Origin of the sequence: Rhizobium sp. N122 (genome assembly GCF_002211295.1) — a bacterium.
Taxonomy (GTDB): Bacteria; Pseudomonadota; Alphaproteobacteria; order Rhizobiales; family Rhizobiaceae; genus Rhizobium.
In genome coordinates this window covers 63,064-87,815 of record NZ_LOKU01000056.1, presented here as the reverse complement: position 1 = coordinate 87,815, position 24,752 = coordinate 63,064, and the positions used below count along the sequence as shown (strand labels likewise).

The following is a 24,752-nucleotide window of genomic DNA, read 5'->3' as shown; positions in this document are numbered from 1 at the left end:
GCGGGGATAGGGGCTTGGGTTAAGTCGACGTCATGACTTGGACAATCAGGCCGCTGCGGGCGGAAGACCAGGAAATACTCGCGGAGATTTATCTTTCCGTGCGCCGCGAAACATTCGTCTGGGTCGACCCCGGCAAGTTCCACCGCGAGGATTTCGCCGCTCATACCAATGGCGAGACGGTCTTCGTCTGTGAGCATGAAAATGGCGGAGTTGCCGGCTTCCTGTCGCTTTGGCCCGCCGATGATTTCATCCACATGCTCTATATCCGCCGGGACTTCCAGGGCCTTGGCGCCGGTACGGCGCTGCTGCAGGCGCTGCCGGAATGGCCGCAACACCGCTACCGGCTGAAATGCCTGGTGAAAAACCGGCGGGCGAAAGCGTTCTATCTCGCCCATGGTTTCCGCGTGACCGGCAACGGCACGTCGCCGGAGGGCGATTATGAGGAGCTGAGCTTTCTTCCGGTCTGACCGGCGAGCGTCGTCGAAACCGAGCCGCTTTACCGTGCCGGAAGCTGTCCGGCGATTTCCTCGGCGCGGCTCTTGTGGCGGTCGGCCTCACCCTGCCAGCGGATGGCTTCCTTGGCTTCGGTGCGGGCGCGCTTGCGGTGTTTGCCCTGGCCGAACCAGGTGGCGGCCGCGCCGATCAGCATGCCTGCGATCAGGGCAACCACCAGGAAGACGAAGAAGGGCGCCGAAACCGCCAGCACCTGATCTTCCGGCCGGAACGGATTGAAGGCGAGCGTGACGCTTTGTCGGTTGGCGACGCAGAAGACGATGAGGACGACGCCGAGTGGCAGCAGAATCAACAGGTTGACGATCTTCTTGGCCATTTGAGCTCTCCATGCGTCGGCGCTTGGTACTTATGCATCGGCCCGAAAATCGATTCCGATTTTCGGGCCGATGCACTAGCAGAATAGGAAAACGGCCATCGAGTTCAAGTGCGGGTTTCGCCGCAGGCCGCTTAGGTCGCTCAATCCTCTTCGTCGGCCTGACCGGGATTGAGCCGCTCGCGCAGCTCCTTGCCGGTCTTGAAGAAGGGAACCCATTTCTCCTCGACGAAGACGGTATCGCCGGTGCGCGGGTTGCGGCCGGAGCGCGAAGGGCGGTTCTTCACCGAAAACGCGCCAAAGCCGCGCAATTCGACGCGGTTTCCCGCAGCCAGTGCATCCGTGATCTCGTCGAGAACCGCGTTGACGATATTCTCGACGTCGCGATGATAGAGATGCGGGTTGCGTGCCGCAACAATCTGCACCAATTCGGACTTGATCACCTTCGCCCCCTTAAATTATTGATTTCTTATCAATCGTGGCCAACCTGCCAAACTGAAAGCAGCCCGTCAAGAAGCAACTTTGGGGGCAGGATTCCATTGATATCCTGGCCTTTCAAGAGATCATCATAACCGAAGATCGTAATCAACCGCGAAACAGCCCCAGCGAGCAGAAACGGCGTATTGCTCTTCTTGTCCCAGTCCACCATCGGCAGGTCGGCGTCGACGCCGCGCGACTTGAGATAGGCCCGGATTTCCGCCTCGCCGCCGAGCGTATCGACGAGTTTCACCTTGAGCGCCTGGCGGCCGGTATAGATCGTGCCGTCGGCGAGTTTCAGCACCTCGTCGCGCGGCAGCTTGCGCCGGTCGGCGACCAGATCGACGAACCAGTTATAGCTGTCGACCACCATGTTGCGGATCATCGCCTTGGCGTCCTCGCTCGCCTCATGGAAGGGCGAGGGCTCGGCCTTCAGCGGCGAAGATTTGATCTCCTGCAGCGACACGCCGATCTTGTCGAGCAGCGGCTGGATCTGCGGATACTGGAAGATGACGCCGATCGAGCCGGTGATCGAACTGTCGCCGGCAACGATCGTATCGCCGGCGGTGGCGATCATGTAGCCGGCGGAGGCGGCCAGCGTGCGCACGTCGGAGACGACGGGCTTCTTGGCTGCGATCGCGCGGATCGCCTTGAAGATTTTTTCGCCGCCATAGGTCGTGCCGCCGGGCGAGGAGATCGAAATCACCGCCGCCTTCACCTGGTCGTTGGTCTCGACCTTCTTCAGCCGCTCCAGAAGCTCGTCGTCGTCGACGATCAGCCCGGTTATCGTCACATGGGCGATATGCGGGCGGCTCGTCTTGGTGTCGCCGAAGGCGAAGCTGTAGAAGGCGAAACCGAGCGCCACGAAGAGGGCCACCGCCGCGAGGCGCCAGAACCAGAGCTTGCGGCGCAGCCGCCGGCGATCCGCGATCATCGAACTGTCCATGAGATACCTCCAGCGCTTGCCCCGGCTTCGGCATGCCCGCCGATGGGTCCGGTGAAATAGGTGGCAGCGGCGCGCACGAATGCCACTTTTTGATGTTTTTCCGTTTTGTTGCTTGTTGCAGAAAAAATTCCATATTGGCAAGCCAATGTAATAATGCGAAACGAACTGTGATTGGCGGCCGGCCTTGTTACGAGGCGCTGCGGTCACCGCACATGGAACGAGACCTATGCTCGATACCCTGAAGAACAACGGACATGCCGCCTATGCGGGCTCCGGCCGGAGCGCCTATGGCGATGCGTTGTTTCATTCCGCCCGCGTGCGGCGGCTGAAGATTTTGCTGCCGGTGGCAGCCCTCGTCGTCGCGGCCGGCCTGACGGCGGTGGCCTTGGTCAAGATCTATCTGCCCGAGAACATCAAGATGGAAGGCGCCAAGATCGAGAACGGCAAGGTCGTGATGGAAAAGCCGGCGATCGCGGGCCGCAATTCCGACGGCGTCAACTATTCGATGCTTGCCGAACGGGCGCTGCAGGATATCCGCAATCCCGATCTGATCACGCTCGAGACCATCAAGGCGGCGGTGCCGATGAATGACGGGCTGATCGCCCGCGTCGTCGCCTCGACGGCCGATTACAATCGCGCCACCGACAACCTGCATATGACGGCCCCCTTCACACTGGTGCTGAGCAGCGGCCTCAACGCGAATTTCCAGTCCGCCCACCTCGACATCAAGGGCGGAAACATGCGCAGCGACGACCCCGTCACCATCACCAAGGACAATGCCTCCATTGTTGCGAAGACGCTCCAGATAACCGATAAGGGGCGGGTGATCACATTCGAGGGGAATGTTCGCATGAATGTCGATCCATCCGCCATCCATAAACAGGGCACTTAACCAGCCGGGTCATCCATGACAAAAGATTGTCGTTTTTCCACTTGCAAGACCGGTATGGCATTCATCGCCGGCGCATTTGCCCTTATTCTGATGGCCCCGGGCGCGGGCGCACAGCAGGCTGCCACCATGTCGGGCATGAAGCTGTCCAACGACCAGCCGATCCAGATCGAAAGCGACAAGCTGGAGATCCACGACCAGGAACACACCGCTTTGTTCACCGGCAAGGTCAAGGTCGTCCAGGGGACGACGACGATGCAGTCCGGCAAGATGACCGTCTATTACAAGGACAAGGCGGCAAAGCCGGCCGCTGACGGAACGCAACCCGCGGCCCAACCGGCCCAGCCGGCCTCGCTGGCATCGGGAAGTGCCGATATCGACAAGATCCTGGTGACCGACAAGGTGCTGCTGACATCGGGCACGCAGACGGCGACTGCCGATGACGGCGCTTTCGATATGGCCTCGCAGACCTTTATTCTCACGGCGGATCAAAGCAACAAGGTTATTCTGTCGGATGGACCGAACGTCTTTACCGGCTGCAAACTGACCGTTCACATGCAAACCGGTCAGGCGGAGCTTGAAAGCTGCGGCGGGCGTGTCCAGATTCAGCTCGATCCAAAATCGCAGCCGAATGCGCAGCAAAAGCAGAACTGAGAAGCCGGCCTCACACGTGAAATTATCATCGCTATCCACCATGTTTGGCCAGCCCGGGCCACAAGCTGCGGGCGCCGCCGACAAAAGCCGCTATCAGGGAACGCTGATCGCACGCGGTCTGACGAAGACCTATGCGACGCGTCGCGTCGTCAACGGCGTCTCGCTGGTGGTGCGCCGTGGTGAGGCCGTCGGCCTGCTCGGCCCGAACGGCGCCGGCAAGACCACCTGTTTTTACATGATCACCGGCCTCGTGCCGGTGGATGAGGGCACGATCGAGATCGACGGCAACGACGTCACGACCATGCCGATGTACCGCCGCTCGCGCCTCGGCGTCGGTTACCTGCCGCAGGAAGCCTCGATCTTCCGCGGGCTGACGGTGGAAGAAAATATCCGCGCCGTCCTCGAAGTGCATGTCAAGGACAAGGCCGAGCGCGAGCAGAAGCTCAACGAGCTGCTCGAGGAATTCCATATCCAGAAGCTGCGCAAGAGTGCCGCCGTCGCCCTGTCGGGCGGTGAGCGCCGCCGCCTCGAAATCGCGCGCGCGCTGGCGACCGACCCGACCTTCATGCTGCTCGACGAACCCTTTGCCGGCGTCGATCCGATCTCGGTCGCCGACATCCAGAATCTCGTGCACCACCTGACGGCCCGCGGCATCGGCGTTCTCATCACCGACCACAATGTGCGTGAGACGCTGGGCCTGATCGATCGCGCCTACATCATCCATGCCGGTGAAGTACTGACCCATGGCCGGGCGAACGACATCGTCAACAATCCGGAAGTGCGCCGACTTTATCTCGGCGACAATTTCAGCCTCTGAACGGCTGATGATGCCAAAGACGGGGACGCTGCCGCGGTCGTCCTGAAACGGCGCAGACGTTTTGCCGACACCTGTCCCATCGCAGAAATTAACCGCGCCGGCATAGTTCCGCTTGACCAAATGAGATAAAAAAGCAATTTTTGGGCCAGTTGGATTTCCGTCGCCTGAAGTGTGATCGGACGCGGTTTCCCGGAGGAATCGAGGGAGTTTCGCGTCCGTCATGGCACTGTCCGCCAGTCTTTTCCTGCGCCAGAACCAATCCCTGGTGATGACACCGCAACTGATGCAATCCATCCAGTTGCTGCAGATGACGCATGTCGAGCTCACCCAGTTCATCGCCCAGGAAGTCGAGAAGAACCCGCTCCTCGAATTTCCGTCGAATGACGGCGAGGCAGGGGCCGAACGCGGCGAAGCCGAAGACGAACCTTATGGACATTCGCCGGAGGATGCAGGCTCGGACGACGGTTACGACAACCGCACCGAAGCCCTCTCCAGCGATTGGTACGACAACGGCGGCAGCGCCAGCACCAGCCGGCTGAACGACGAGCTCGACGCCAATTACACCAATGTCTTTCCCGATGACAGCGCGCCGCAGCGCCTCGATGCGCCGGAACTCGTCGGCCAGTGGAAATCCATGCCGGGCAGTGGCGGCGAGGGCGCCGATTACGATCTCGACGATTTCGTCGCCGGCCAGGTGTCGCTGCGCGATCATCTCGCCCAGCAGATCCCCTTCGTGCTGCCCGACATGGCCGATCGGCTGATCGCGCAGAACTTCGTCGATCAGCTCGACGATGCCGGTTATCTGCAAGTCGATCTCGTCGAGACCGGCGAGCGGCTCGGCACCAGCCTGACTGCGGCCGAGCGTGTGCTTTCCGCCCTGCAGACGCTCGATCCGCCGGGGGTCTTCGCCCGCAGCCTGTCGGAATGCCTGGCGATCCAGCTCAGGCAGAAGGACCGATACGACCCGGCCATGCAGGCGCTCGTCGAAAACCTCGAACTGCTGGCGCGGCGCGATTTCGCCACGCTGAAGCGGCTCTGCGGCGTCGACGAGGAAGACCTTCTCGATATGCTCGGCGAGATCCGCCAGCTCAATCCCAAGCCCGGCAGCGGTTTCGAGACCGGCGTATCGGAAGCGATCATGCCCGATGTCGTCGTCAGGCCCTCTTCGGAGGGTGGCTGGCTGGTCGAGCTCAATCCGGATACGCTGCCGCGCGTGCTCGTCAACCAATCCTATTTTTCCCGCGTGACCAGGAATGGCGAGGATCACGCTTTCCTCTCCGAATGCCTGCAGAGCGCCAATTGGCTGACGCGCAGTCTCGACCAGCGGGCGAAGACCATCATGAAGGTGGCAAGCGAGATCGTCCGCCAGCAGGATGCCTTCCTGCTGAACGGCGTCGACCACCTGCGCCCGCTGAACCTGAAGACGGTCGCCGAAGCGATCAAAATGCATGAATCCACCGTCAGCCGCGTCACCTCGAACAAATATATGCTGACGCCGCGCGGCCTCTTCGAGCTCAAATATTTCTTCACCGTCTCGATCAGCGCCGTCGCCGGCGGCGACAGCCATTCCGCCGAGGCGGTGCGTCACAAGATCCGCGCGCTGATCATGCAGGAGAGCCCGGATGCCGTGCTCTCCGACGACGATATCGTCGACATGCTGAAGAAGGGCGGCGTCGATCTCGCCCGGCGCACGGTTGCCAAATACCGCGAAGCCATGAATATCGCCTCCTCGGTGCAGCGCCGCCGCGAAAAGCGGGCGCTCGCCAAGGTCTCGGGCTTCTGACGCCGCAATGCTTCGGGCTTAATCGAAGCATCCAGCTCCAAATCCCCGCTACTCCTCCGATGTCCTGATCATTGGAAAGCCGACAACCATGCCGCAAAATCGGAACCTTACCAGAGAGCTTCTTCTGCTGCTGGCGCTGGCGACCCTGTGGGGTTCCTCCTATACTTTCATCAAGATCGGTGTCGAGACGATCCCGCCGGTGACGTTGATCGCCGTCCGCACGCTGATTGCCGGCTGCATCCTGCTTGTCGTCCTCCGCTGCCGGCGAATCCGCCTGCCCACGGACCGCGCGACGTGGCGGCGGTTTTTCGTTCAGGCCTGTCTGAACAGCGTCATTCCCTTCACGCTGATTGCCTGGGCGGAACAATCCGTCGATGCCGGGCTACAGCGCCGCGCGTCTTTCAGACGCGCAAAGGACGCTGTAGCATTTTGAATGGCTGCATAATTTTATCCTTAAATCGATTCCGATTTAAGGAATTATGCAGCAGCGGTGATCCTCAATTCGGCGACGCCGATCTTCACCTTCCTGCTGACCGTGCTGATCGCCCGCCATGAGCCGGTGACGGCGCGAAAGCTTTTCGGCGTCATATCAGGGCTTGCGGGCATCTGCCTGCTGATCGGCGTCGAGGTGCTCGCCGGTCTCGGCGAAGGCCTGATGGCGCAGCTCGCCATCATCCTGGCGACCGCCTGTGATGCAGGTGCGGCGATTTTCAGCAAGAACTTCAAGGGCCTCGATCCCGCCGTGCCGGCGGCCGGCTCGCTGATTTCAGGTGCGGTCATTCTCTTGCCGCTCAGCCTCGTCGTCGACCGGCCGTGGGCGCTCGATCCCTCGGCCGCATCGATTCTGGCGCTGCTGGCTCTTTCCGCCTTTTCGACGGCGCTTGCCTTTGCGATCTATTTCCGTCTCGTCCAGACGCTGGGTTCGGTCGCAACGACGTCGCAAGCCTATCTCAGGGTGCCGATCGGCGTTGCGATCGGCATCGGTTTTCCTCGGCGAAAGGCTGAGCTCCACCGCCTGGATTGGACTCGTTTGCGTCATTCTCGGTGTCGCAGCCATGACGATCCCGGCAAGGATGAATGCAATCCAAGCGAGAAGCCTTTAGAAATCAATAGCTCTGGGTCGGCTGCAGGCCCTATTTTCGCTGGCACCAGATACACGCGATGCGCGCATTAGCAATCGCGGTTTTTCGCCCTATTGACTTTCTGTCAACGGCTGGCTAGAAGCCCGCCGCAATCGATGCCGCAAACGGCGTCTGGAGTTATCCCCAGCATCAGAAGGGCACCAAGGACCAGCAGGCCGACGCCGATCTTGCTTGAGATTGCGCGAAGTGCTTGGATGAACCTGAGGCTTGGCGTAAACTGATACCCGCAAACGACGACAAGAAGGGAAACTCCATGAGTGTGCGTGTGTCCGGTAAACATATGGAAATTGGTGAATCGTTCCGTCAAAAGATCGAGGACCAAATTGGTATGGCCATCACGAAATACTTCGACGGGGGGTATTCCGGCCAGGTGACCGTGGAAAAGGCGAGTTCGCGTTTCTCCGCCGACTGCAAGCTTCATCTCGACAGTGGGGTGGTGCTGCATGCGGCCGGTGAAGCGACCGATCCCCAGCTTGCTTTTGACGCCGCTTCGGAGCGCATCGAAAAGCGCCTGCGCCGCTACAAGCGCAAGCTGAAGGACCATCATGCCGGAAACCATCTGAACGGTTTTGCAGAAGTCTCCTACACGGTCATGGACTCTGTTCCTGATCACGAAGATGAAATTCCCGACGATTTCGCCCCGGCAATCGTCGCTGAAAGCACGAAGCAGCTGAAGACCATGTCGGTCGCCACCGCCGTAATGGCGCTCGACATGACCGACGAGCCGCTTCTCCTGTTCCGCAGCCCCGGCAAGGAACATTTGAATATCGTTTACCGTCGGCACGACGGAAATATTGGCTGGATCGATTCGGCCAATATCAAAGGCTGAGGTCAGGGCGGTGAGCGGCGGTATTGCCGCCGCTCCGTGCATTTGATCGAGGCGACAGAAGGAAAAAGAAATGGCATTGGCAGATTTGCTCCATCAGGATGCGATCATTCCCGCCCTCAGAGTAAATTCCAAGAAACAGCTGCTTCAGGAATTGGCCGCAAGAGCCGCCAGGATCACCGGGCTCTCCGAACGGGAGATCTTCGACGTCATCTTGCAGCGCGAACGCCTTGGCTCGACCGGCGTCGGCAACGGCATCGCCATTCCTCACGGCAAGCTGGTCAACATCCATTCGATCGTCGGCATTTTCGCCCGGCTGGAACAGCCGGTCGATTTCGAGGCCCTGGACGACCAGCCTGTCGATCTGGTTTTCCTGCTGCTGGCGCCGGAAGGCGCTGGCGCCGATCACCTCAAGGCCCTGTCGCGGATCGCCCGCGTGCTGCGCGATCACGATCTGGTCGCCAAGCTGCGCGCCACCGATTCCGCCTCGGCGATCTACGCCTTCCTCAACGAAGAGCAGACGTCGAACGCTGCCTGAACCATGTCTTGCAAAACTGGGCAGCAGTTTTGCGATCATGCGATGCGCGCCAGGCCGAAAAACCGCCGGATTTCCCTGGTTCAGCGGGAGTTCTGCCGGCGGCTTCGCAAGGAATCCCCGCTATATCCTGGCTGCGACGTCTTCACCCGAAGGGATCGAAGGCTGCGCTCCTGATTTGAGGCAGGCGAGCGAACCGGCGACCGCCGCCCGGCGCAACGCCGAGGCAAAATCCAGGCCCTCATCGAGGCTTGCAGCGAAATAGCCGCAGAAAGTATCGCCGGCGCCGACCGTATCGACGGGCTCGATCTCCAGTCCCTTAGCCCTCGCCATCGCCCCGTCGCGGATGGCGACGACGCCGTCGCCGCCGAGCGTCACGATCAGCGTCTGGCCGGTTTCGGCATGCAGGCGCGTCAGGGCCGCCTCGCGCGCTTGCGCGTCCATGCCGTCTTGTCCGGCGAGCCGCTCGAATTCGGTCTCGTTGGCGATGACGATATCGGCAAGCCGGCCGAGACGCGGCGCATCGGGAATCAATGGCGCAAGGTTGAGGATGCTGGTGACTCCCTTGGCGCGGGCGGTCGACAGGGCACGTTCGACAGCCGCCGTCGGCACTTCGAGCTGCAGCATCAGAATATCGCCTTCCTGCATGCCGCCGACCGCGGCGTCGGCATCGTCAGGCGTGACCAGGCCGTTGGCGCCGGGAACGACGGCGATCATGTTTTCGCCGTCGCCGCCGACCAGGATCAGCGCCGTGCCTGTGGGACCGTCGACATGCCTGACGAGGGAGAGATCGGTTCCCGCTTCATCGAGCAGGGAAAGGGCATCGGCGGCGAAGCTGTCCTTGCCGACGGCGCCGGCCATGTGCACATAGCGGCCGGCGCGGCGCGCAGCCAAGGCCTGGTTGGCACCCTTGCCGCCGGCGGCGGTGGCAAAGCCGTTGCCGGCCACCGTCTCGCCGGGCTTCGGCAGGCGCTCGGTGGTGGCGATGAGGTCCATGTTGATGGACCCGAAAACTGTAATCATCAGGGGTGTCCCGTCCTCTGGCGCATGCGGGCGACGTCATGCGCCTGCTGTTTCGTGCGGGCGAGACACTGCCCGAAGCGGTCACTCCTCGTCAACCACCCGGAGCTTGAGAAGACCGGTGCGGCTTTCCACCGATTTGGCCGCTGGTTCGCCGTCGTGGTCCGGCTTGACCTCGCTGCCGCCCGCCTCGAATTCCAGCGCTTCGATCTTGGCGCCGCGCTTGGTCAGTTTGTCGGCCGAGGTGACCACCATGTCGATGTCCTTCTGCGCCATGGCGAAATGACCCTGCAGCTTGCGCACCCGTTCGTCCAGGCGGCCGAGATCGTCCATCAGGATCGCCACCTCGCCCTGGATCAGATGCGCCTGCGCCCGCATGCGCTGATCCTTGAGCACGGCCTGGATGACCTGGATCGACAGCATCAACAGCGACGGCGAGACGATGACGACACGGGCCCGGTGCGCCTTCTGCACCACCGGCTCGAAATTCTCGTGGAGCTCGGCGAAGATCGATTCCGACGGCACGAAGAGAAAGGCCGTATCCTGGGTTTCCCCCTGGATCAGATATTTCTCGGAAATATCCCTGATATGGATCTCCATGTCGCGGCGGAACTGCTGTCCGGCGATCTTGCCGGCCTCCGGGCTGCCGGCGTCGCGGATCGCGTTCCAGCCTTCGAGCGGAAATTTCGCATCGATCACCAGCGGCGGCGCGCCGTTCGGCATGCGGATCGTGCAGTCCGGCCGCGAACCGTTGGAGAGCGTCTGCTGGAAGGCATAGGCGCCCATCGGCAGGCCGTCGGCGACGATGGTTTCCATCCGGGACTGGCCGAAGGCACCGCGCGTCTGCTTGTTGGAAAGAATGGCCTGCAGCCCGACGACATCCTTGGCGAGCGTCTGGATATTGTTCTGCGCCGCGTCGATCACCGCCAGCCGCTCCTGCAGCCGCTGCAGATTTTCATGCGTCGATTTGGTCTGTTCGGTGATCGTCGAGTTGACGCGCTGCGACATGCCGTCGAGGCGTTGGCTGATCGCCTGGTTCAGTTCGCTCTGCCGCGCGCCGAACACCTCGGTCATCACAGCGATCCGGCCCTGCATCTCCGCCTGGATCTTGAGAAGCTCGGCCATGCGCGCGTCGCTTTCAGCGGCACGAAAGCTTGCCTCTTCCGCCTGTTCGTGGCGAAGGCTTGCGCCGCGCAGCAGCAGCACGATCACCAGCAGGACAAGAGCCAGCAGAGCCCCGCCGGCAAGCGCCAGCATGGCCGGACTGATCGAGGCAAACGACAAAGTGAACGAATCGGGACTAGCGGTCATGCCGCAACCATAACAGAAGAAGCGGCAATATATAGATCAAAACGTGAACGGATATGGCGCCCCCAATGTCCTCGCAGGCCGAGGGCTTGCTGGCCTCAAGGGTCGATCCGGCACCGCTGCCGGCCGAGCAGCCCGGGGCGAATATGGCGAAATTCCGGGCGGGGATGCAAAAAAGCATCTTCCCCGCCTGCCGGATAATTCCATAGTCGGAAAAGATGGGTTATGGGAACGCCATGACCATCAAGCCACTCATCATTCTTCCCGATCCCATTCTCCGCCAGATCTCCAAGCCGATCGAGCGGGTCGACGCCGACCTGCAGCGTCTTGCCGACGAGATGCTGGAAACCATGTACGACGCGCCGGGCATCGGCCTTGCGGCGGTCCAGATCGGCGTGCCGCGCCGCATGCTGGTCATCGACGTGTCGCGCGAGGGCGAGGAGAAGCAGCCGCAGGTGTTCATCAACCCGGAGATCGTCAAATCCTCCGACGAGCGCTCGGTCTATGAGGAAGGCTGCCTGTCGATCCCGGATTATTATGCCGAGGTCGAGCGCCCCGCAGTCGTCTCGGTCAAATATCTCGACCGCAACGGCAAGGAACAGACGGCTGAGGCCGACGGCCTGCTCGCCACCTGCCTGCAGCACGAGATCGACCATCTGAACGGCGTGCTGTTCATCGATTATATCTCGCGGCTGAAGCGGGAGATGGTGATCAAGAAGTTCACCAAGGCGGCGAAGTCCAAGGCGCTCTGAGCATCGCGTTGAAATTGCGTTGGCAAGGCATTATGATATCACCGATATCATAATGGAGGTGCTGAATGGGTGATTTGCTTATTCGCGATGTTCCGGAGGCAATGAAACGGCAGCTTCAGGAAAGCGCGCAGCGCAATGGCCGCAGCCTGTCGGAAGAGGCGATCGAAATCCTCCGCCGGCAGATCGCCGCGGAGCGCTCGGGCGTTTCGGCCGGGCAGCGCCTGCGTGCCCTGATGGGTGACGAACGATTGAGCGATGATGAGGTGGACGCCATTGCCGCCTCGCGCCACGAACCCGACCGTGAACCGCCGCGTTTCGACAGATGATCGTCCTCGATACGAATGTGATTTCCGAAATGCAGGGGAGGACCCACAGCGAGCGGATATTGAACTGGCTTGACGGCTACGACGTTGAGGCGCTTTTCCTGACGACGATCGCCGTCGCCGAAATGCGCTATGGTCTCGAACTGCTCGACGATGGCAAGCGAAAGACAGCGTTGGTTTCCGACTTCAATCGGATCGGGTCGGAATTTGCAGGCCGTATCCTCGGGTTTTCCCTCAGTGCGGCCAACCGCTACGGCCTGCTGGCTGCGGAGCGCAGAAAGGCCGGGCGGCCGATGGAAACGAAGGATGCGATGATCGCCGCCATCTGCCTTGCCAACGGCGCCACGCTCGCCACCCGCAACACCAGAGATTTCGAGGGGCTTGATCTCAAGCTCGTAAACCCGTTTGAAGAGGGGTGACCCTCAATTGGCGAGCTAGAATGTCCCTTCGCATCATTTTCATGGGAACACCCGAGTTCTCGGTTCCGACCTTGCGCCTGCTCGTCGATGCCGGCCACCGGATTGCCGCCGTCTATACCCAGCCGCCGCGGCCAGGCGGCCGGCGCGGCCTCGATCTGCAGAAATCGCCGGTGCATCAGGCGGCCGAACTGCTCGGCCTGCCGGTTTTCACGCCGGTCAATTTTAGGGATGCCGAGGAGCGCGAGAGGTTTGCCGCCCTCAATGCCGATGTCGCCGTCGTCGTCGCTTACGGCTTGCTGCTGCCGGAGGCGGTTTTGAACGGCACGCGCGACGGCTGCTACAACGGCCATGCCTCGCTGCTGCCGCGCTGGCGGGGTGCAGCGCCCATCCAGCGAGCAATCATGGCGGGTGACGCAGAAACCGGCATGATGGTGATGAAGATGGATAAAGGCCTCGATACCGGCGCCGTCGCGCTCACCCGAAAAGTCGAGATCGGCTCGAACATGACGGCAGGCGAGCTGCACGACCGGCTGATGCAGGTCGGCGCCAGGGCGATGGCGGAAGCCATGGTGAAGCTTGAAATGAACGACCTGCCGCTGACGCCGCAGCAACAAGACGGCGTGCTCTATGCCGCCAAGATCGACAAGGCCGAGACCCGCATCGATTTCGCCGGGACTGCCAGGGATGTGCACAACCATATCCGCGGCCTGGCACCGTTTCCCGGCGCCTGGTTCGAACTCGAGGCCGGCGGCAAGCCTGAGCGGGTGAAGGTGCTGGGCTCCGAACTGGCGGAAGGCGAGGGGCCTGCCGGGCAATTGCTGAGCGACGATCTGGTGGTCGCCTGCGCCTCCGGCGCGGTGCGGCTGACGCGGCTGCAGAAGGCCGGCGGCAAGCCGCTGGCCGCAGCCGATTTCCTCAGGGGCACGCCGCTTGCCGCCGGCACGAGGCTTTCCTGATGCCGCGCTTCCGCATGACCGTCGAATATGACGGCGGCCCCTATGTCGGCTGGCAGCGGCAGGAGAACGGCCCCTCTGTGCAGGGCGCGATCGAAGCGGCGGTGCTGTCGCTGACCGGCGAGACCGTCTCGGTCCGCGGCGCCGGCCGCACTGACTCAGGCGTCCACGCCATGGGGCAGGTGGTTCATACCGATCTTTCCAAGGACTGGTCGCCCTACCAGCTGCAGAATGCCTTGAACGCGCATCTGAGGCTCGCCGGCGAGCGTGTCTCCATTCTCGATGTCGAAGCGGTTCCGGAATTCTTCGATGCCCGCTTTTCGGCGCTGCGCCGCCATTACCTCTATCGCATCGTCAGCCGCAAGGCGCCGCTGGCGCTGGAAGCCGGCAAGGCCTGGTGGGTGCCGAAGGCGCTCGACCACCAGGTCATGCATGCCGCCGCCCAGCGGCTGGTCGGCCGGCACGATTTTTCCACCTTCCGCGCCGCCCATTGCCAGGCAAACAGCCCGGTGCGCACGCTCGACCGGCTGGATGTGACGCGCAGCGGCGAGCTGATCGAGATCCGCGCCACGGCGCAGAGTTTTCTCCACAACCAGATCCGTTCCTTCGCCGGCACGCTGAAGCTCGCCGGTGAAGGCAAATGGACGCCTGACGATGTCGAGGCGGCTCTGGAAGCGCGCGACCGCAAGGCCTGCGGCCCGGTGGCGCCGCCCGACGGGCTCTATTTCCTGCAGGTGGATTATCCCGACGTGATCCCCGACCGGCGCAGGCCGGTCGGCGATCCCGATGACGATCAATCCTAGAGCCTTTCCTGGTTAGATTGAATCATTCTGTTGGCTCAAACGGAGTCGGATGGTCGACCGGCCGGCGCGCGTCGTAGCCCAGTTCTACGGCCAAGCCGGCCGGTCGATCAGCCGGCCCGTTTCAGCCAACCCTCCCGCAGATTTGCCAGGCAAATCTGCAAGACTTGGGAAGCGCCGGACGCACTGATCGCTTCGCCATGGCGAAGCGGTGCGGCCGGTGGGCCGGGCATCTCTAGCCAGGATCAGAGGCGATCGGCTCGGACGTACCAAGGGGTATGCCCTTCGCCAATCGCCTCTGCCCTGACGAAAACCTGCTCCGGCAGAATGCTTCAATCTAACCAGGAAAGGCTCTAGGCTCGATCAGACCGGATAGATGCCGAGGAAGTGCTGCAGATATTCCGAAAGGATCATCGACGGCACCAGCAGCACCAGCGTCATTGCGCCGACCATCAGCGCGTGGCCGTGGCAGATCATCCGCAGAATGCGCGCCAGAACAAAGACCTGCGCCAGCATGAAGGCCAGCAGCAGCAGCGAGACCAGGCCGACGGAGCCGGGAAGGAAGACCACCATCGCCAGCAGCAGCCCGTTGATATAGGAGAGCGGCACGCCGAGCCAGTTGACGCTGACGACGACGGGGGCGAAACGCTCACCCATGCGGAAGGCAAGCAGCAGCAGCCCGGCAAAGACCAGCGGCACGAACCAGTTGGCGAGTTCGACGAAGCCGAGCCGGATATAGAAGGCAAAGCCGACATCGGCTTCGGGCGGCATCGACCGCAGAAAGACCTGCCGCCACCAGAGCCAGGAAATGCCCATCGGCGGCAGGCACCAGGCGATCGCCCAGAACGAGCGGTTGACGCCGCGCTCGGACATGTCGAGGTAGCGGAAGCCGCGCGGATCCAGCCGGATCAGCAGCCAGAGGCCGGCCAGATAATACTGGACTTCCCTAAGTCCCGGCATGGGCGAACCAGTGGGCGATGAAGGTTTCGTAGATCGCCGTCAGCATCTCCAGATCGGTAACGGCCACGCGTTCGTCGACCATGTGCATCGTCTGGCCGACGAGGCCGAACTCGACGACCGGGCAATAATCCTTGATGAAACGTGCATCCGAGGTGCCGCCGGTGGTCGAAAGCTTAGGCGAACGGCCGGTCACGCTCGCGACGGCCGACGACAGCGAGGCGATCAGGGCATTGTTGCGAGTCAGGAAGACATGGCTCGGCCGGTCGGCCCAGACGATATCGTATTTCACCGGTTCGCGGCCTGGCCGCAGCCGGCCGTCGCCGGCGGCGGCTTGCAGACGGCGCAGGATTTCGGCGCGCAGCGTCTCGGCCGTCCAGCTGTCGTTGAAGCGGATGTTGAAACTTGCCGATGCCTTGGCCGGAATGACGTTGGTCGCCGGATTGCCGACATCGACCGTGGTCACTTCGAGGTTCGAGGGCTGGAAATCGTCGGTGCCGCCATCGAAGGGCGGGTCCATCAGCGCCTGCGTCAGCTGCAGCATGCCGCGCACCGGATTGTCGGCAAGATGCGGATAGGCGGCATGGCCCTGCACGCCGTGCACGGTGATCCTGCCCGACAGCGAGCCGCGCCGGCCGATCTTGATCATGTCGCCGAGCCTGTCCGGATTGGTGGGCTCGCCGACCAGGCAGGCATCCCAGCGCTCGCCGCGCTCGGCCGCCCATTGCAACAGTTTGATCGTGCCGTTGATCGCCGGGCCTTCCTCGTCGCCGGTGATCAGGAAGGAGATCGAGCCGCGAGGTGGTCCGTTTTTTTCGATATGGCGGGCGACGGCGGCGACGAAACAGGCGATGCCGCCCTTCATGTCGACGGCGCCGCGGCCGAACAGTTCGCCCTTCGATATCTCGGCGGCAAAGGGCGCATGCGTCCAGGCGGCTTCGTCGCCGACCGGCACGACATCGGTATGGCCGGCAAACATCAGATGCGGGCCGTCGCTGCCGAGGCGGGCATAGAGGTTTTCGATGTCGGGCGTTCCCGCCTCGCTTGCTTTCACCTTGTCGACGGTGAAGCCGAGCGGCGCAAGCATAGCGTCGAGCGCCGACAATGCGCCGCCTTCGGCTGGTGTCACGGAGGGGCAGCGAATCAGCGTCTGAAGATTGGCGACGGGATCGGTAGCGGTCATGGCGTCGAACTATCCGGCGGGAATGGCAAAGACATGGCAAGGCGGCGGCGCCTCGCTCAAAAAGACGCCGTCTGTTTACCGGATCAATGTCCTGGTGTCATCAGTCTCTGAGCAGCTCGTTGATGCCGGTTTTCGAGCGGGTCTGTTCATCGACGCGCTTGACGATGACGGCGCAGTAGAGATGCGGCGCCGGCTTGCCGTTGCCCATCGTCGCATTGCCCGACGGCATCGAGCCGGCGACGACGACGGAATAGGGCGGCACTTCGCCGTAGCTCACTTCGCCGGTGGCGCGGTCGACGATCTTGGTCGACTTGCCGATAAAGACGCCCATGCCGAGCACCGAGCCTTCGCGGATGATGCAGCCTTCGACCACTTCCGAACGGGCGCCGATGAAGCAATTGTCTTCGATGATCGTCGGGCCGGCCTGCATCGGCTCCAGCACGCCGCCGATGCCGACGCCGCCGGAAAGATGCACATGCTTGCCGATCTGCGCGCAGGAGCCGACCGTCGCCCAGGTATCGACCATCGTGCCTTCGCCGACATAGGCGCCGAGATTGACGAAGGAGGGCATCAGGATGGCGTTCGGGGCGATATAGGCCGAGCGGCGCACGACGCAGTTCGGCACGGCGCGGAAGCCGGCGGCGCGGAAATGGTTCTCGCCCCAATTTTCGAATTTCGACGGGACCTTGTCCCACCAGGTGGAATTGCCGGAGCCGCCCTTGACCACATCCATGTCGTTGAGGCGGAAAGACAGCAGCACGGCCTTCTTCAGCCACTGATTGACCGTCCAGGCACCGTCGGCGCCGCGCGTGGCGACACGGACCTTGCCGGCATCGAGCAGGTCGAGCGCTGTGTCGACGGCATCGCGAACCTCGCCCTTCGTCGACGTGTTCACATTGTCGCGATTGTCGAAGGCGGCTTCGATGGTCTTTTCGAGGGATGCGAGGTCGGTGGCGCTCATGAGAATTCCTTAAACTTCGATCTTTATCGTGGAGACGGCGGAGTCTCCGGAACGCGGTTGGCGGTGTTTATCCTGCTCTACAGCATGCAGCCGTAGAACGGAATGATTTTTCCGACAAGATCATACCTGGATTCAAGGCGTTATAGCGACATATCCGGCTTCGTAGCCGGCAATACTGAAAGGCATTTCGATATGGCGAAAGGACGAAACGGCGGTTCGCGGCGCAAGGATGGCGTATGGGACCCGCTGAAGAGCAGCTCGACCGACCGGCAGCGCGCCGAAGCTGTGCCGAAGACGCCGCAGACGATGTCGCCCGCCTATCGTCTCGCCTATGTCGACGAGGACTTCCTCTGCCGCGAGGAGCTGCGGCCGATCCGGCTGCAGCTGGAGCTATTGAAGACGGAGATGATGCTGACGGAGCGCGGCATCCGCTCGACCGTCGTCATGTTCGGCGGCGCCCGTATTCCCGCCCCTGGCCAGAGCGCCTGGGCGGCGCGCAACGATATCCAGCGCGCCAATCTGGAAGCGGCTTCCGTCTATTATGACGAGGCGCGCAAATTCGCCCGGCTCTGCTCGAAATATTCGGCGACCCTCGGGTTCCAGGAATATGTCATCGTCACCGGCGGCGGTCCCGGCGTCATGGAGGCCGGCAATCGCGGCGCGGCCGACGAGGGTGCGCCCTCGATCGGCCTCAACATCGTGCTGCCGCACGAGCAGGCGCCGAACGCCTATGTGACGCCGGAGCTCAGCTTCAACTTCCACTATTTCGCCATCCGCAAGATGCATTTCATGGTGCGCGCCAAGGCGATCGCCGTCTTTCCCGGCGGCTTCGGAACGCTCGACGAATTCTTCGAATGCCTGACGCTGATCCAGACCGGCCGCATGGAGCGCCTGCCGCTGATCCTTTTCGGCGAGGCCTTCTGGCGCAGCATCGTCAATTTCGATGCCCTGGCCGAATTCGGCACCATCGCGCCCGACGACGTCAAGCTGATCAGCTTCGTCGACACGGCCGAGGCCGCCTGGAAGATCATCCAGGATTTCTATGAGCATCGCGAATAGCGGCTCGGCGTCTCGACCGTGAGACCTGTCTCTTTCCCCGCCCGGCGGGGAGAGAGCGGAGGCAATGGTTCGCCCAACCTTACAGTAAGGGGGCTTACAGTAGCGGGCTTACCGCAGCGGCCTTACAGCAGCGGCCGGTCCGGCATGTCGTCGATTGAGATGACGCCGTCCTTGTTGCGGTCCATCCGCGCAAACAGCTTGTCGAAGGCGGCGACGGCTTCCTGTTTGGAAATCTGGCCGTTCTGGTCGGTATCGATCCGATGCATCATCAACGAGGCGCGCATGATGTTGCCGCCATGGCGCATCCAGCGATGCCCGTCACGACCATCGTGCCCGTCGCGTGGCGGCCGCCCCTGGTCGTCATTATCCGGCGTCGCGGCGGCGGTATCCGTATCCTTGTTTTCGCCGGCCTGCTGCTTGCGCTGATCTCGCATCGCCTGCATCTGCGTCTTCTGGTAGGCTTGGATTTCGCCCGGCGTCAGCGAGCCGTCATTGTTGGTGTCGATCGCAGCGAAAACCTTGTCGAGGCCGGCAGTCGCCTCCTCCTTGCTGACCTTTCCGTCCTTGTTCGCGTCGAACTGCTTGAGCATTCTGACATAGGTGACTTCGCGGAAGGCGGCAGCTCCTGGACCATGCGGACCGTGCATGCCGGGGTGCTGACGCGGCCCGTCGCCGGGTGCGGCATAACCTGCCCCGGCGGCTGCGCCGAAGATCAGGGTGGAGGAAAGCGCTGCCAGTATCAGCTTGTTGCGGTACATCGTATTTGCCTTTCGTGAGGTGTCCCCTCACGAAGAAAGCTACGGCAGCTGGGCGGAAAGACCCAGTTAAACATCGGTAAGCTGAATGAAACTTTGGTAATCCGTCCGTCGCCGTCAGCCGGGGCCTCAATCAGCCCGGACCGGCAATCTTGCCGAGAAAGGCAACGAGGTCGTCGGTGACGAAGTCGATATGATCCTCTTCGCCGCTGGTCTTTTCCCACCATTCGACGAGCGTGTCTTCCAGATTGCGCGGCACCAAGAGCACGGTCTGCATGCCGAGCGCCTTCGGCACCGTCAGGTTGCGCGGCAGATCCTCGAACATCGCCGCCTTGCTCGTTTCGACGCGTTTTAACGCCGTGAACTTGTCGTAGGTCGCCTGCGCCGGCTTCGGCACATAGTCGGCGGCGACAATATCGAAGATGTCGTCGAAATGCTCGAGAATGCCGAGCGCACCGGCCGTCATTTCCGCATGTTTGACGCTGCCATTGGTGAAGATGAACTTGCGCCCCGGCAGCGCCTTGATCGCCTGGCCGAGTTCCGGCTGCGGCGTCAGCGCCGAATAGTCGATCGCATGCGCCTTTTCGAGAAAGTCGTTCGGGTCGATGCCGTGATGGATCATCAGCCCCTGCAGCGTCGTGCCATGCTCGAGATAATATTGCTTCTGCAGCCTGCGCGCCTCTTCCCGCTCCATCTGTAAGAGCGCGGCGACATAGGCGGTCATGTTCTTGTCGATCTGCGCAAAGAGATTGACATGATGCGGATAGAGCGTGTTGTCGAGGTCGAAGACCCAGTCTGTGACGTGCGCGAAGTCGGTTTTGTCAGGCGTGCGGTCGATCTTTGTCATGGCGGACTTATGACATGGGTGCAGCCGCAAGGAAATCGGCAAGAATAAAATAGACGCCCGATTTTCGGCGGACGTCGCATGCGCGGAATGCTAGAAACGGATATGCTTTTCGAACGCCCCGACGATGATACGCTCTATGATGCCCTGATCGCGCGCAGCGCCGATTATGAGGGCCAGGCTTATGTCTGCGTCAAGACGACAGGCATCTTCTGCCGTCTGACCTGCCCGGCGCGCAAGCCGAAGCGGGAGAACACGCTATTCTTCGAGACGATCGCCGCCTGCATGCATTCCGGCTTCCGTCCTTGCCGGCGCTGCCGGCCGCTGGAGCAGCCGGGTCGGGAGCCGATCGTCGACGCGCTGCTGGCCGCGCTTGACGGCGAGCCGGAGGTTCGCTGGACGGAAGGCGAGCTGGTGCGCCGCGGCCATGATCCCTCGACGGTGCGCCGCGCCTTCAAACGGGCGCTCGGCATGACCTTCCACGATATCGTCCGCTACATCAGGCTCGGCGAAGCGGCCCGGCAACTGGCCGATGGCGCGCGGGTCATCGATGCGCAGATCGACGCCGGCTACGAGTCTTCGAGCGGCTTTCGCACGGCTTTTCAGCGGCTCGTCGGCAAGGCGCCGGCGCTTTCGCAGAACCGCGAACTGCTCTTTGCCGACTGGTTCGACACGCCGCTCGGACCGATGATAGCGGTTGCCGACAAAACCTGCCTGCATCTTCTCGAATTTCACGACCGCAAGGCGCTGCCGAGCGAGCTCAAGGCCCTGCAGAAACGGGTCCGCTCCTCGGTCGCGATCGGCCGCAGCCCTGTCATCGATCAGATCGAGGCGGAGATCCGGAATTATTTCGAGGGAAGGCTCACCGTTTTCGCGACGCCATTGGCGCTCGGCGGCACAGCCTTCGAAAAACATGTCTGGGCCAAGCTGATGGAGATCCCTGTCGGAAAGACGCGCGCCTATGGCGATCTTGCAAGGGAGATGCAAAGGCCGGAGGTGGTACGTGCCGTCGGCCGCGCCAATGGCGCCAACCAGCTGGCCATCATCGTGCCCTGCCATCGTATCCTCGGCGCGGATGGGTCGCTGACCGGTTACGGTGGCGGGCTCTGGCGCAAGCAATGGCTGCTGCGCCATGAAGAAAAGATCAGCACGCAGGCGAAGATGGAGGAGACAACATGAATCAGACTGAGAAGGCCAAGGCATTCGCCGCGCTTCACCAAAAGGGCAATCCGATCGTCCTCTACAATATCTGGGATGCCGGCACGGCAAAGGCGGTGACGGAAGCCGGCGCCAAGGCGCTGGCGACCGGAAGCTGGTCGGTCGCCGCGGCCCACGGGTTTGCCGATGGCGAGAAACTGCCGATATCGGTGCTTGTGGAGACGGCGAAATCCATCATCGATTTCGTCGATCTGCCGCTTTCGGTGGATTTTGAAGGCGCTTATTCGGCGGAGCCCGTGGGGGCGGCCGCCAATGTCGCCAGGCTGGTCGAGGTCGGCGCCGTCGGCATCAATTTCGAAGATCGGGTGGTTGCCGGCGAGGGGCTCTATCCCGTCGAGAGCCAGGCGGCCCGCATCCGCGCCATTCGCGCCATGGCCGACGGCAAGGATATTCCCTTCTTCATCAATGCCCGCACCGATCTTTTTCTGGCCGAGAGCGATCTTGCCAAGCATGCCGGTCTGGTGGACGAGGCGATCGAGCGGGGCAGGGCCTATGCGGCGGCCGGCGGCAACGGCTTCTTCGTGCCCGGCCTCATCGATCCCCGTTTGATCGAAAAGATCTGCGCCGCATCGGCGCTGCCGGTCAATGTCATGATGCGGGCCGGCGCTCCCGATGTGAAAACCCTGGCAAGGCTCGGCGTCGGCCGCATCAGCTATGGCCCGGGGCCCTACCGGTTGATGATGGAAAAGCTGAAGCAGGAGGCGGCGGCGATTTACAGCCTGCTCTGAGATATTTTCGGGCCGCATCCGCATGAAAGGCTGCGGCCCGAAAATGACATCCCGCTCCGCTCAGGAACGGAAGCGCAGATTGCGCCGTGTCAGCTGGTCGACCGAGGTGCAGCCCATCAGCTTCATGCCGCGCTCGATCTCGGTGCGCATCGTCTCCAGCGCCCGTTCGACGCCGGGCCGTCCGGCGGCGGCAAGCGGGAAGAGATAGTAGCGGCCGAGGCCGACGGCTTTGGCCCCCAGCGACAAGGCTTTCAGAACATGCGTGCCCCGCTGCACGCCGCCATCCATCATCACGTCGATCCGGTCGCCGACCGCATCGACGATTTCGGCCAGCTGGTCGAAAGCGCTGCGCGAGCCGTCGAGCTGGCGCCCGCCGTGGTTGGACAGAACGATGCCGGTGCAGCCGATTTCGACGGCGCGTTTGGCGTCTTCGACCGACATGATGCCTTTGAGGCAGAACTGCCCGCCCCAGGCACGCACCATCTCCGCCACGTCGTCCCACGCCATCGAGGGATCGAGCATTTCGGTGAAATATCGGCTGATCGACAGCGCGCCACCGTCCATCTTGACGTGGTTTTCGAGTTGCGGCAGTCGGAAGCGCTCATGCGTCAGCCAGTCGATCGCCCAGGACGGCTTGATTGCAAACTGCGTCATGCCGGCAAGATTGAGCTTGAAGGGAATGGCAAAACCGGTGCGCTTGTCGCGCTCGCGGTTGCCGCCGGTGATGCTGTCGACCGTCAGCATCATCGCCTGCACGCCGGCAGTTTTCGCCCGCGCCATCATCTCGTTGTTGAGGCCGCGGTCCTTGTGGAAATAGAACTGATAGACCTGCGGCCCGGCGCTGAGCTGTCTGGCTTCCTCAAGGCTGATCGTGCCGAGCGAGGAGACGCCGAACATCGTGCCGTGTTTGGCCGCCGCCGCTGCGACCGCCCGCTCCCCCTGATGGTGAAACAGCCGCTGCAGCGCCGTCGGCGAGCAATAGACCGGCATCGCCAGCTTCTGCCCCATGACCGTCACCGACATGTCGACCTCAGCCACGCCCCTCAGAACGTCGGGCACCAGATCGCAGGCCTCGAAGGCCGCGGTATTGCGCCGATACGTCACCTCGTCATCGGCAGCGCCGTCGATATAATCGAAGATCGGGCCGGGAAGCCGCTTTTTGGCCATGCGCCGGAAGTCGTGGAAATTATAGCAGTCTGTAAGGCGCATCTGTTTGCTCGACCCGTTAAGTTTTCGGGGCGCAACCTAAAGCACGATTCGAAACCTTGCCAAGGCTAGATCGGGCGATTTGCGACCTGTCGGATGGATATCGCGGCTTGGGTGGGTTTGCAGGCGGACAATGATCTGCGGCGAGCGCACCTCATGCAGAGGCTGAGCGGTCTCTCGCCGGCCTGTGCCTCGGCGCGGCACCCTCCAACCTGCCTCATCCTGAGGCGCGCAGCCCGCAGGGCGGAGCCTCGAAGGACACGCCGCGGCATCGCTCCTTGCATGATCGACCGCCAGTGCACCCGCCCCGCCCTTCGAGGTCCCTCCGGGGCACCGCAGGGTGAGGCTCTCTTGAATGCCGGGGATATATTCGATCAGGGAACGATCAGCGTGCCGATGCCGTGTTCGGTGAAGATTTCCAGCAGGACGGAATGGGCGGTCTTGCCGTTCAGGATGACGACGCCCTGGACGCCGGCCTTGATCGCGTCGATGCAGGTCTCGACCTTCGGGATCATGCCGCCCGAGATCGTGCCGTCGGCGATCAGCGCATGGGCCTCGGCGACGGAAAGCTCCTTGATCAGCTGGCCGTTCTTGTCGAGCACGCCGGCCACATCGGTCAGGAACAGCAGCCGGGTGGCGTTCAGCGCCCCGGCTATGGCGCCGGCGAAGGTATCGGCGTTGATATTGTAGGTGGCGCCGTCACGGCCGGGGGCGACGGGGGCGATCACCGGGATCATCTCGGAGCGGGCGAGCAGATCGAGCAGCGTGCGGTCGACCTCGACCACCTCGCCGACGAAGCCGAGATCGAGCACCCGCTCGATGTTGGAATCCGGATCCTTGACGGTCTTGCGCGCCTTTTCGGCGAAGACCATGTTGCCGTCCTTGCCGCACAGGCCGATCGCCCATTCGCCGGTCTGGTTGATCAGCGCGACGATTTCCTTGTTGATCGAGCCGGCGAGCACCATCTCGACGATCTCGACCGTCTTCTGGTCGGTGACGCGCAGCCCGCCCTCGAATTTCGATTCGATGCCCATCTTGTTCAGCATGGCGCCGATCTGCGGGCCGCCGCCGTGAACGACGATCGGGTTGACGCCGGATTGCTTCAACAGTGCGATGTCGCTGGCAAAGGCCTTGCCGAGCTCGGGATTGCCCATGGCGTGGCCGCCATATTTCACGACGATCGTCTTGTTCTCGTAACGCTGCATGAAGGGCAGCGCCTTGGCCAGAAGCCGTGCCTGCAGTTCGCTTTCGGACTCGTTCATGGGGACCCCGCGGAATTGTTCGCGGCCTTTTATCGCAAGTTTCCGACAGAGGGAATAATCCAGAGGGCAATAGTTTTTCGTATCTGGCGCGGAGCCGGTGGCCTTTGCC

The 24,752-nt window shown here is 62.4% G+C and carries 27 protein-coding genes and 2 pseudogenes; 17 read left to right on the top strand and 12 right to left on the bottom strand.

From position 1 onward, the window contains the following. Positions 1 to 32 precede the first annotated feature (32 nt). Positions 33 to 467 carry a GNAT family N-acetyltransferase gene (locus ATY75_RS27765; protein ID WP_088939983.1) on the top strand — a complete coding sequence of 145 codons (435 nt, stop codon included), beginning with the start codon at positions 33 to 35 and terminating at the stop codon, positions 465 to 467. A 29-nt stretch (positions 468 to 496) separates the two neighbouring features. On the opposite strand, the gene ATY75_RS27760 is transcribed toward ATY75_RS27765, so the two are convergent. The 3 genes from ATY75_RS27760 to sppA form a co-directional block, all read right to left on the bottom strand. Continuing rightward, positions 497 to 829, bottom strand: coding sequence for a LapA family protein (locus ATY75_RS27760; protein WP_064836131.1), 333 nt, complete (start codon positions 827 to 829; stop codon positions 497 to 499). 140 nt (positions 830 to 969) lie between these two features. Then, on the bottom strand, positions 970 to 1,269 hold the full coding sequence (locus tag ATY75_RS27755) for an integration host factor subunit beta (protein ID WP_003544934.1): 300 nt from the start codon (positions 1,267 to 1,269) through the stop codon (positions 970 to 972). A gap of 29 nt (positions 1,270 to 1,298) precedes the next feature. After that, a complete protein-coding gene (gene sppA / locus ATY75_RS27750; RefSeq protein WP_064836133.1) occupies positions 1,299 to 2,249 on the bottom strand; it encodes a signal peptide peptidase SppA in 951 nt (316 codons plus the stop codon). A 226-nt stretch (positions 2,250 to 2,475) separates the two neighbouring features. Between sppA and lptC the strand changes: the two genes are divergently transcribed. The 8 genes and pseudogenes from lptC to ptsN all read left to right on the top strand — a co-directional run bounded on the left by lptC (position 2,476) and on the right by ptsN (position 8,898). Then, a complete protein-coding gene (lptC, locus tag ATY75_RS27745) occupies positions 2,476 to 3,141 on the top strand; it encodes an LPS export ABC transporter periplasmic protein LptC (RefSeq protein ID WP_064836135.1) in 666 nt (221 codons plus the stop codon). Between the two features lie 15 nt (positions 3,142 to 3,156). Then, the gene (locus tag ATY75_RS27740; protein ID WP_088939982.1) at positions 3,157 to 3,792 is read left to right on the top strand and encodes an LptA/OstA family protein; all 636 of its coding nucleotides are present in this window, start codon (positions 3,157 to 3,159) and stop codon (positions 3,790 to 3,792) included. 40 nt (positions 3,793 to 3,832) lie between these two features. After that, on the top strand, positions 3,833 to 4,609 hold the full coding sequence (lptB, locus tag ATY75_RS27735; protein ID WP_003583867.1) for an LPS export ABC transporter ATP-binding protein: 777 nt from the start codon (positions 3,833 to 3,835) through the stop codon (positions 4,607 to 4,609). A gap of 220 nt (positions 4,610 to 4,829) precedes the next feature. Beyond that, positions 4,830 to 6,392, top strand: coding sequence for an RNA polymerase factor sigma-54 (gene rpoN / locus ATY75_RS27730; protein ID WP_088939981.1), 1,563 nt, complete (start codon positions 4,830 to 4,832; stop codon positions 6,390 to 6,392). Positions 6,393 to 6,480: 88 nt separating this feature from the next. Next, positions 6,481 to 6,777, top strand: a pseudogene (locus ATY75_RS27725) (EamA family transporter); the annotation flags it as partial. 102 nt (positions 6,778 to 6,879) lie between these two features. Beyond that, a pseudogene (locus ATY75_RS27720) lies at positions 6,880 to 7,495 on the top strand (DMT family transporter); the annotation flags it as partial. Positions 7,496 to 7,787: 292 nt separating this feature from the next. Continuing rightward, complete coding sequence (gene raiA / locus ATY75_RS27715) at positions 7,788 to 8,363, top strand: ribosome-associated translation inhibitor RaiA (RefSeq protein WP_003570772.1); 576 nt, start codon at positions 7,788 to 7,790, stop codon at positions 8,361 to 8,363. A gap of 70 nt (positions 8,364 to 8,433) precedes the next feature. Further along, entirely contained in the window at positions 8,434 to 8,898 is a 465-nt protein-coding gene (ptsN, locus tag ATY75_RS27710) for a PTS IIA-like nitrogen regulatory protein PtsN (RefSeq protein ID WP_003570770.1), read from the top strand. Positions 8,899 to 9,018: 120 nt separating this feature from the next. Here ptsN and ATY75_RS27705 read toward each other — a convergent pair whose 3' ends face one another. Continuing rightward, positions 9,019 to 9,918 carry a ribokinase gene (locus tag ATY75_RS27705; RefSeq protein WP_088939979.1) on the bottom strand — a complete coding sequence of 300 codons (900 nt, stop codon included), beginning with the start codon at positions 9,916 to 9,918 and terminating at the stop codon, positions 9,019 to 9,021. Between the two features lie 81 nt (positions 9,919 to 9,999). Then, positions 10,000 to 11,226 (bottom strand): DNA recombination protein RmuC, encoded by a 1,227-nt coding sequence (locus tag ATY75_RS27700; protein ID WP_088939978.1) that lies wholly within the window; start codon positions 11,224 to 11,226, stop codon positions 10,000 to 10,002. Positions 11,227 to 11,459: 233 nt separating this feature from the next. Here ATY75_RS27700 and def point away from each other — a divergent pair, with 233 nt between their 5' ends. From def to truA, 5 genes are all read left to right on the top strand, one after another. Continuing rightward, a complete protein-coding gene (def, locus tag ATY75_RS27690) occupies positions 11,460 to 11,975 on the top strand; it encodes a peptide deformylase (protein ID WP_088940122.1) in 516 nt (171 codons plus the stop codon). 65 nt (positions 11,976 to 12,040) lie between these two features. After that, positions 12,041 to 12,301, top strand: coding sequence for a hypothetical protein (locus tag ATY75_RS27685; protein ID WP_064836153.1), 261 nt, complete (start codon positions 12,041 to 12,043; stop codon positions 12,299 to 12,301). Then, entirely contained in the window at positions 12,298 to 12,717 is a 420-nt protein-coding gene (locus ATY75_RS27680) for a type II toxin-antitoxin system VapC family toxin (RefSeq protein WP_088939976.1), read from the top strand. Before ATY75_RS27685 ends, ATY75_RS27680 begins: the two co-directional genes overlap by 4 nt. Before the next feature lie 20 nt (positions 12,718 to 12,737). Next, positions 12,738 to 13,673, top strand: coding sequence for a methionyl-tRNA formyltransferase (gene fmt, locus ATY75_RS27675; protein WP_088939975.1), 936 nt, complete (start codon positions 12,738 to 12,740; stop codon positions 13,671 to 13,673). Then, positions 13,673 to 14,473, top strand: coding sequence for a tRNA pseudouridine(38-40) synthase TruA (gene truA / locus ATY75_RS27670; protein WP_088939974.1), 801 nt, complete (start codon positions 13,673 to 13,675; stop codon positions 14,471 to 14,473). The genes fmt and truA overlap by 1 nt, the downstream gene beginning before the upstream one ends. Positions 14,474 to 14,833: 360 nt before the next feature. Here the strand turns inward: truA and ATY75_RS27665 are convergent, their stop codons facing one another. The 3 genes from ATY75_RS27665 to dapD form a co-directional block, all read right to left on the bottom strand. Continuing rightward, entirely contained in the window at positions 14,834 to 15,430 is a 597-nt protein-coding gene (locus tag ATY75_RS27665; RefSeq protein ID WP_088939973.1) for a hypothetical protein, read from the bottom strand. Further along, entirely contained in the window at positions 15,417 to 16,610 is a 1,194-nt protein-coding gene (dapE, locus tag ATY75_RS27660; RefSeq protein WP_088939972.1) for a succinyl-diaminopimelate desuccinylase, read from the bottom strand. Before dapE ends, ATY75_RS27665 begins: the two co-directional genes overlap by 14 nt. 100 nt (positions 16,611 to 16,710) lie before the next feature. Next, a complete protein-coding gene (gene dapD / locus ATY75_RS27655) occupies positions 16,711 to 17,571 on the bottom strand; it encodes a 2,3,4,5-tetrahydropyridine-2,6-dicarboxylate N-succinyltransferase (protein ID WP_064836165.1) in 861 nt (286 codons plus the stop codon). A gap of 192 nt (positions 17,572 to 17,763) precedes the next feature. On the opposite strand from dapD, the gene ATY75_RS27650 reads away from it, so the two are divergent. Then, on the top strand, positions 17,764 to 18,630 hold the full coding sequence (locus ATY75_RS27650) for an LOG family protein (protein ID WP_049730666.1): 867 nt from the start codon (positions 17,764 to 17,766) through the stop codon (positions 18,628 to 18,630). 122 nt (positions 18,631 to 18,752) lie between these two features. Here the strand turns inward: ATY75_RS27650 and ATY75_RS27645 are convergent, their stop codons facing one another. Together ATY75_RS27645 and ATY75_RS27640 are read right to left on the bottom strand one after the other, a co-directional pair. Continuing rightward, a complete protein-coding gene (locus tag ATY75_RS27645) occupies positions 18,753 to 19,388 on the bottom strand; it encodes an EF-hand domain-containing protein (RefSeq protein ID WP_088939971.1) in 636 nt (211 codons plus the stop codon). A 130-nt stretch (positions 19,389 to 19,518) separates the two neighbouring features. Further along, positions 19,519 to 20,232, bottom strand: coding sequence for a pyrimidine 5'-nucleotidase (locus ATY75_RS27640; protein ID WP_064836169.1), 714 nt, complete (start codon positions 20,230 to 20,232; stop codon positions 19,519 to 19,521). Between the two features lie 102 nt (positions 20,233 to 20,334). Between ATY75_RS27640 and ATY75_RS27635 the strand changes: the two genes are divergently transcribed. Then, on the top strand, positions 20,335 to 21,408 hold the full coding sequence (locus tag ATY75_RS27635) for a trifunctional transcriptional activator/DNA repair protein Ada/methylated-DNA--[protein]-cysteine S-methyltransferase (RefSeq protein WP_088940121.1): 1,074 nt from the start codon (positions 20,335 to 20,337) through the stop codon (positions 21,406 to 21,408). After that, entirely contained in the window at positions 21,405 to 22,175 is a 771-nt protein-coding gene (locus ATY75_RS27630) for an isocitrate lyase/phosphoenolpyruvate mutase family protein (RefSeq protein WP_088939970.1), read from the top strand. Before ATY75_RS27635 ends, ATY75_RS27630 begins: the two co-directional genes overlap by 4 nt. 60 nt (positions 22,176 to 22,235) lie before the next feature. Here the strand turns inward: ATY75_RS27630 and ATY75_RS27625 are convergent, their stop codons facing one another. Further along, positions 22,236 to 23,384: an alpha-hydroxy acid oxidase gene (locus ATY75_RS27625; RefSeq protein WP_088939969.1), complete on the bottom strand. Its 1,149-nt coding sequence runs from the start codon at positions 23,382 to 23,384 to the stop codon at positions 22,236 to 22,238. Between the two features lie 371 nt (positions 23,385 to 23,755). Continuing rightward, positions 23,756 to 24,643 carry an acetylglutamate kinase gene (gene argB / locus ATY75_RS27620; protein WP_003570750.1) on the bottom strand — a complete coding sequence of 296 codons (888 nt, stop codon included), beginning with the start codon at positions 24,641 to 24,643 and terminating at the stop codon, positions 23,756 to 23,758. Positions 24,644 to 24,752: the final 109 nt, after the last annotated feature.

Coding starts and splice junctions, on each gene's coding strand:
- ATY75_RS27765 (WP_088939983.1), top strand. CDS start 33: ATGACTTGGACAATCAGGCCGCTGCGGGCGGAAGACCAGGAAATACTC.
- ATY75_RS27760 (WP_064836131.1), bottom strand. CDS start 829: ATGGCCAAGAAGATCGTCAACCTGTTGATTCTGCTGCCACTCGGCGTC.
- sppA (WP_064836133.1), bottom strand. CDS start 2,249: ATGGACAGTTCGATGATCGCGGATCGCCGGCGGCTGCGCCGCAAGCTC.
- lptC (WP_064836135.1), top strand. CDS start 2,476: ATGCTCGATACCCTGAAGAACAACGGACATGCCGCCTATGCGGGCTCC.
- ATY75_RS27740 (WP_088939982.1), top strand. CDS start 3,157: ATGACAAAAGATTGTCGTTTTTCCACTTGCAAGACCGGTATGGCATTC.
- lptB (WP_003583867.1), top strand. CDS start 3,833: ATGTTTGGCCAGCCCGGGCCACAAGCTGCGGGCGCCGCCGACAAAAGC.
- rpoN (WP_088939981.1), top strand. CDS start 4,830: ATGGCACTGTCCGCCAGTCTTTTCCTGCGCCAGAACCAATCCCTGGTG.
- raiA (WP_003570772.1), top strand. CDS start 7,788: ATGAGTGTGCGTGTGTCCGGTAAACATATGGAAATTGGTGAATCGTTC.
- ptsN (WP_003570770.1), top strand. CDS start 8,434: ATGGCATTGGCAGATTTGCTCCATCAGGATGCGATCATTCCCGCCCTC.
- ATY75_RS27705 (WP_088939979.1), bottom strand. CDS start 9,918: ATGATTACAGTTTTCGGGTCCATCAACATGGACCTCATCGCCACCACC.
- ATY75_RS27700 (WP_088939978.1), bottom strand. CDS start 11,226: ATGACCGCTAGTCCCGATTCGTTCACTTTGTCGTTTGCCTCGATCAGT.
- def (WP_088940122.1), top strand. CDS start 11,460: ATGACCATCAAGCCACTCATCATTCTTCCCGATCCCATTCTCCGCCAG.
- ATY75_RS27685 (WP_064836153.1), top strand. CDS start 12,041: ATGGGTGATTTGCTTATTCGCGATGTTCCGGAGGCAATGAAACGGCAG.
- ATY75_RS27680 (WP_088939976.1), top strand. CDS start 12,298: ATGATCGTCCTCGATACGAATGTGATTTCCGAAATGCAGGGGAGGACC.
- fmt (WP_088939975.1), top strand. CDS start 12,738: ATGTCCCTTCGCATCATTTTCATGGGAACACCCGAGTTCTCGGTTCCG.
- truA (WP_088939974.1), top strand. CDS start 13,673: ATGCCGCGCTTCCGCATGACCGTCGAATATGACGGCGGCCCCTATGTC.
- ATY75_RS27665 (WP_088939973.1), bottom strand. CDS start 15,430: ATGCCGGGACTTAGGGAAGTCCAGTATTATCTGGCCGGCCTCTGGCTG.
- dapE (WP_088939972.1), bottom strand. CDS start 16,610: ATGACCGCTACCGATCCCGTCGCCAATCTTCAGACGCTGATTCGCTGC.
- dapD (WP_064836165.1), bottom strand. CDS start 17,571: ATGAGCGCCACCGACCTCGCATCCCTCGAAAAGACCATCGAAGCCGCC.
- ATY75_RS27650 (WP_049730666.1), top strand. CDS start 17,764: ATGGCGAAAGGACGAAACGGCGGTTCGCGGCGCAAGGATGGCGTATGG.
- ATY75_RS27645 (WP_088939971.1), bottom strand. CDS start 19,388: ATGTACCGCAACAAGCTGATACTGGCAGCGCTTTCCTCCACCCTGATC.
- ATY75_RS27640 (WP_064836169.1), bottom strand. CDS start 20,232: ATGACAAAGATCGACCGCACGCCTGACAAAACCGACTTCGCGCACGTC.
- ATY75_RS27635 (WP_088940121.1), top strand. CDS start 20,335: ATGCTTTTCGAACGCCCCGACGATGATACGCTCTATGATGCCCTGATC.
- ATY75_RS27630 (WP_088939970.1), top strand. CDS start 21,405: ATGAATCAGACTGAGAAGGCCAAGGCATTCGCCGCGCTTCACCAAAAG.
- ATY75_RS27625 (WP_088939969.1), bottom strand. CDS start 23,384: ATGCGCCTTACAGACTGCTATAATTTCCACGACTTCCGGCGCATGGCC.
- argB (WP_003570750.1), bottom strand. CDS start 24,643: ATGAACGAGTCCGAAAGCGAACTGCAGGCACGGCTTCTGGCCAAGGCG.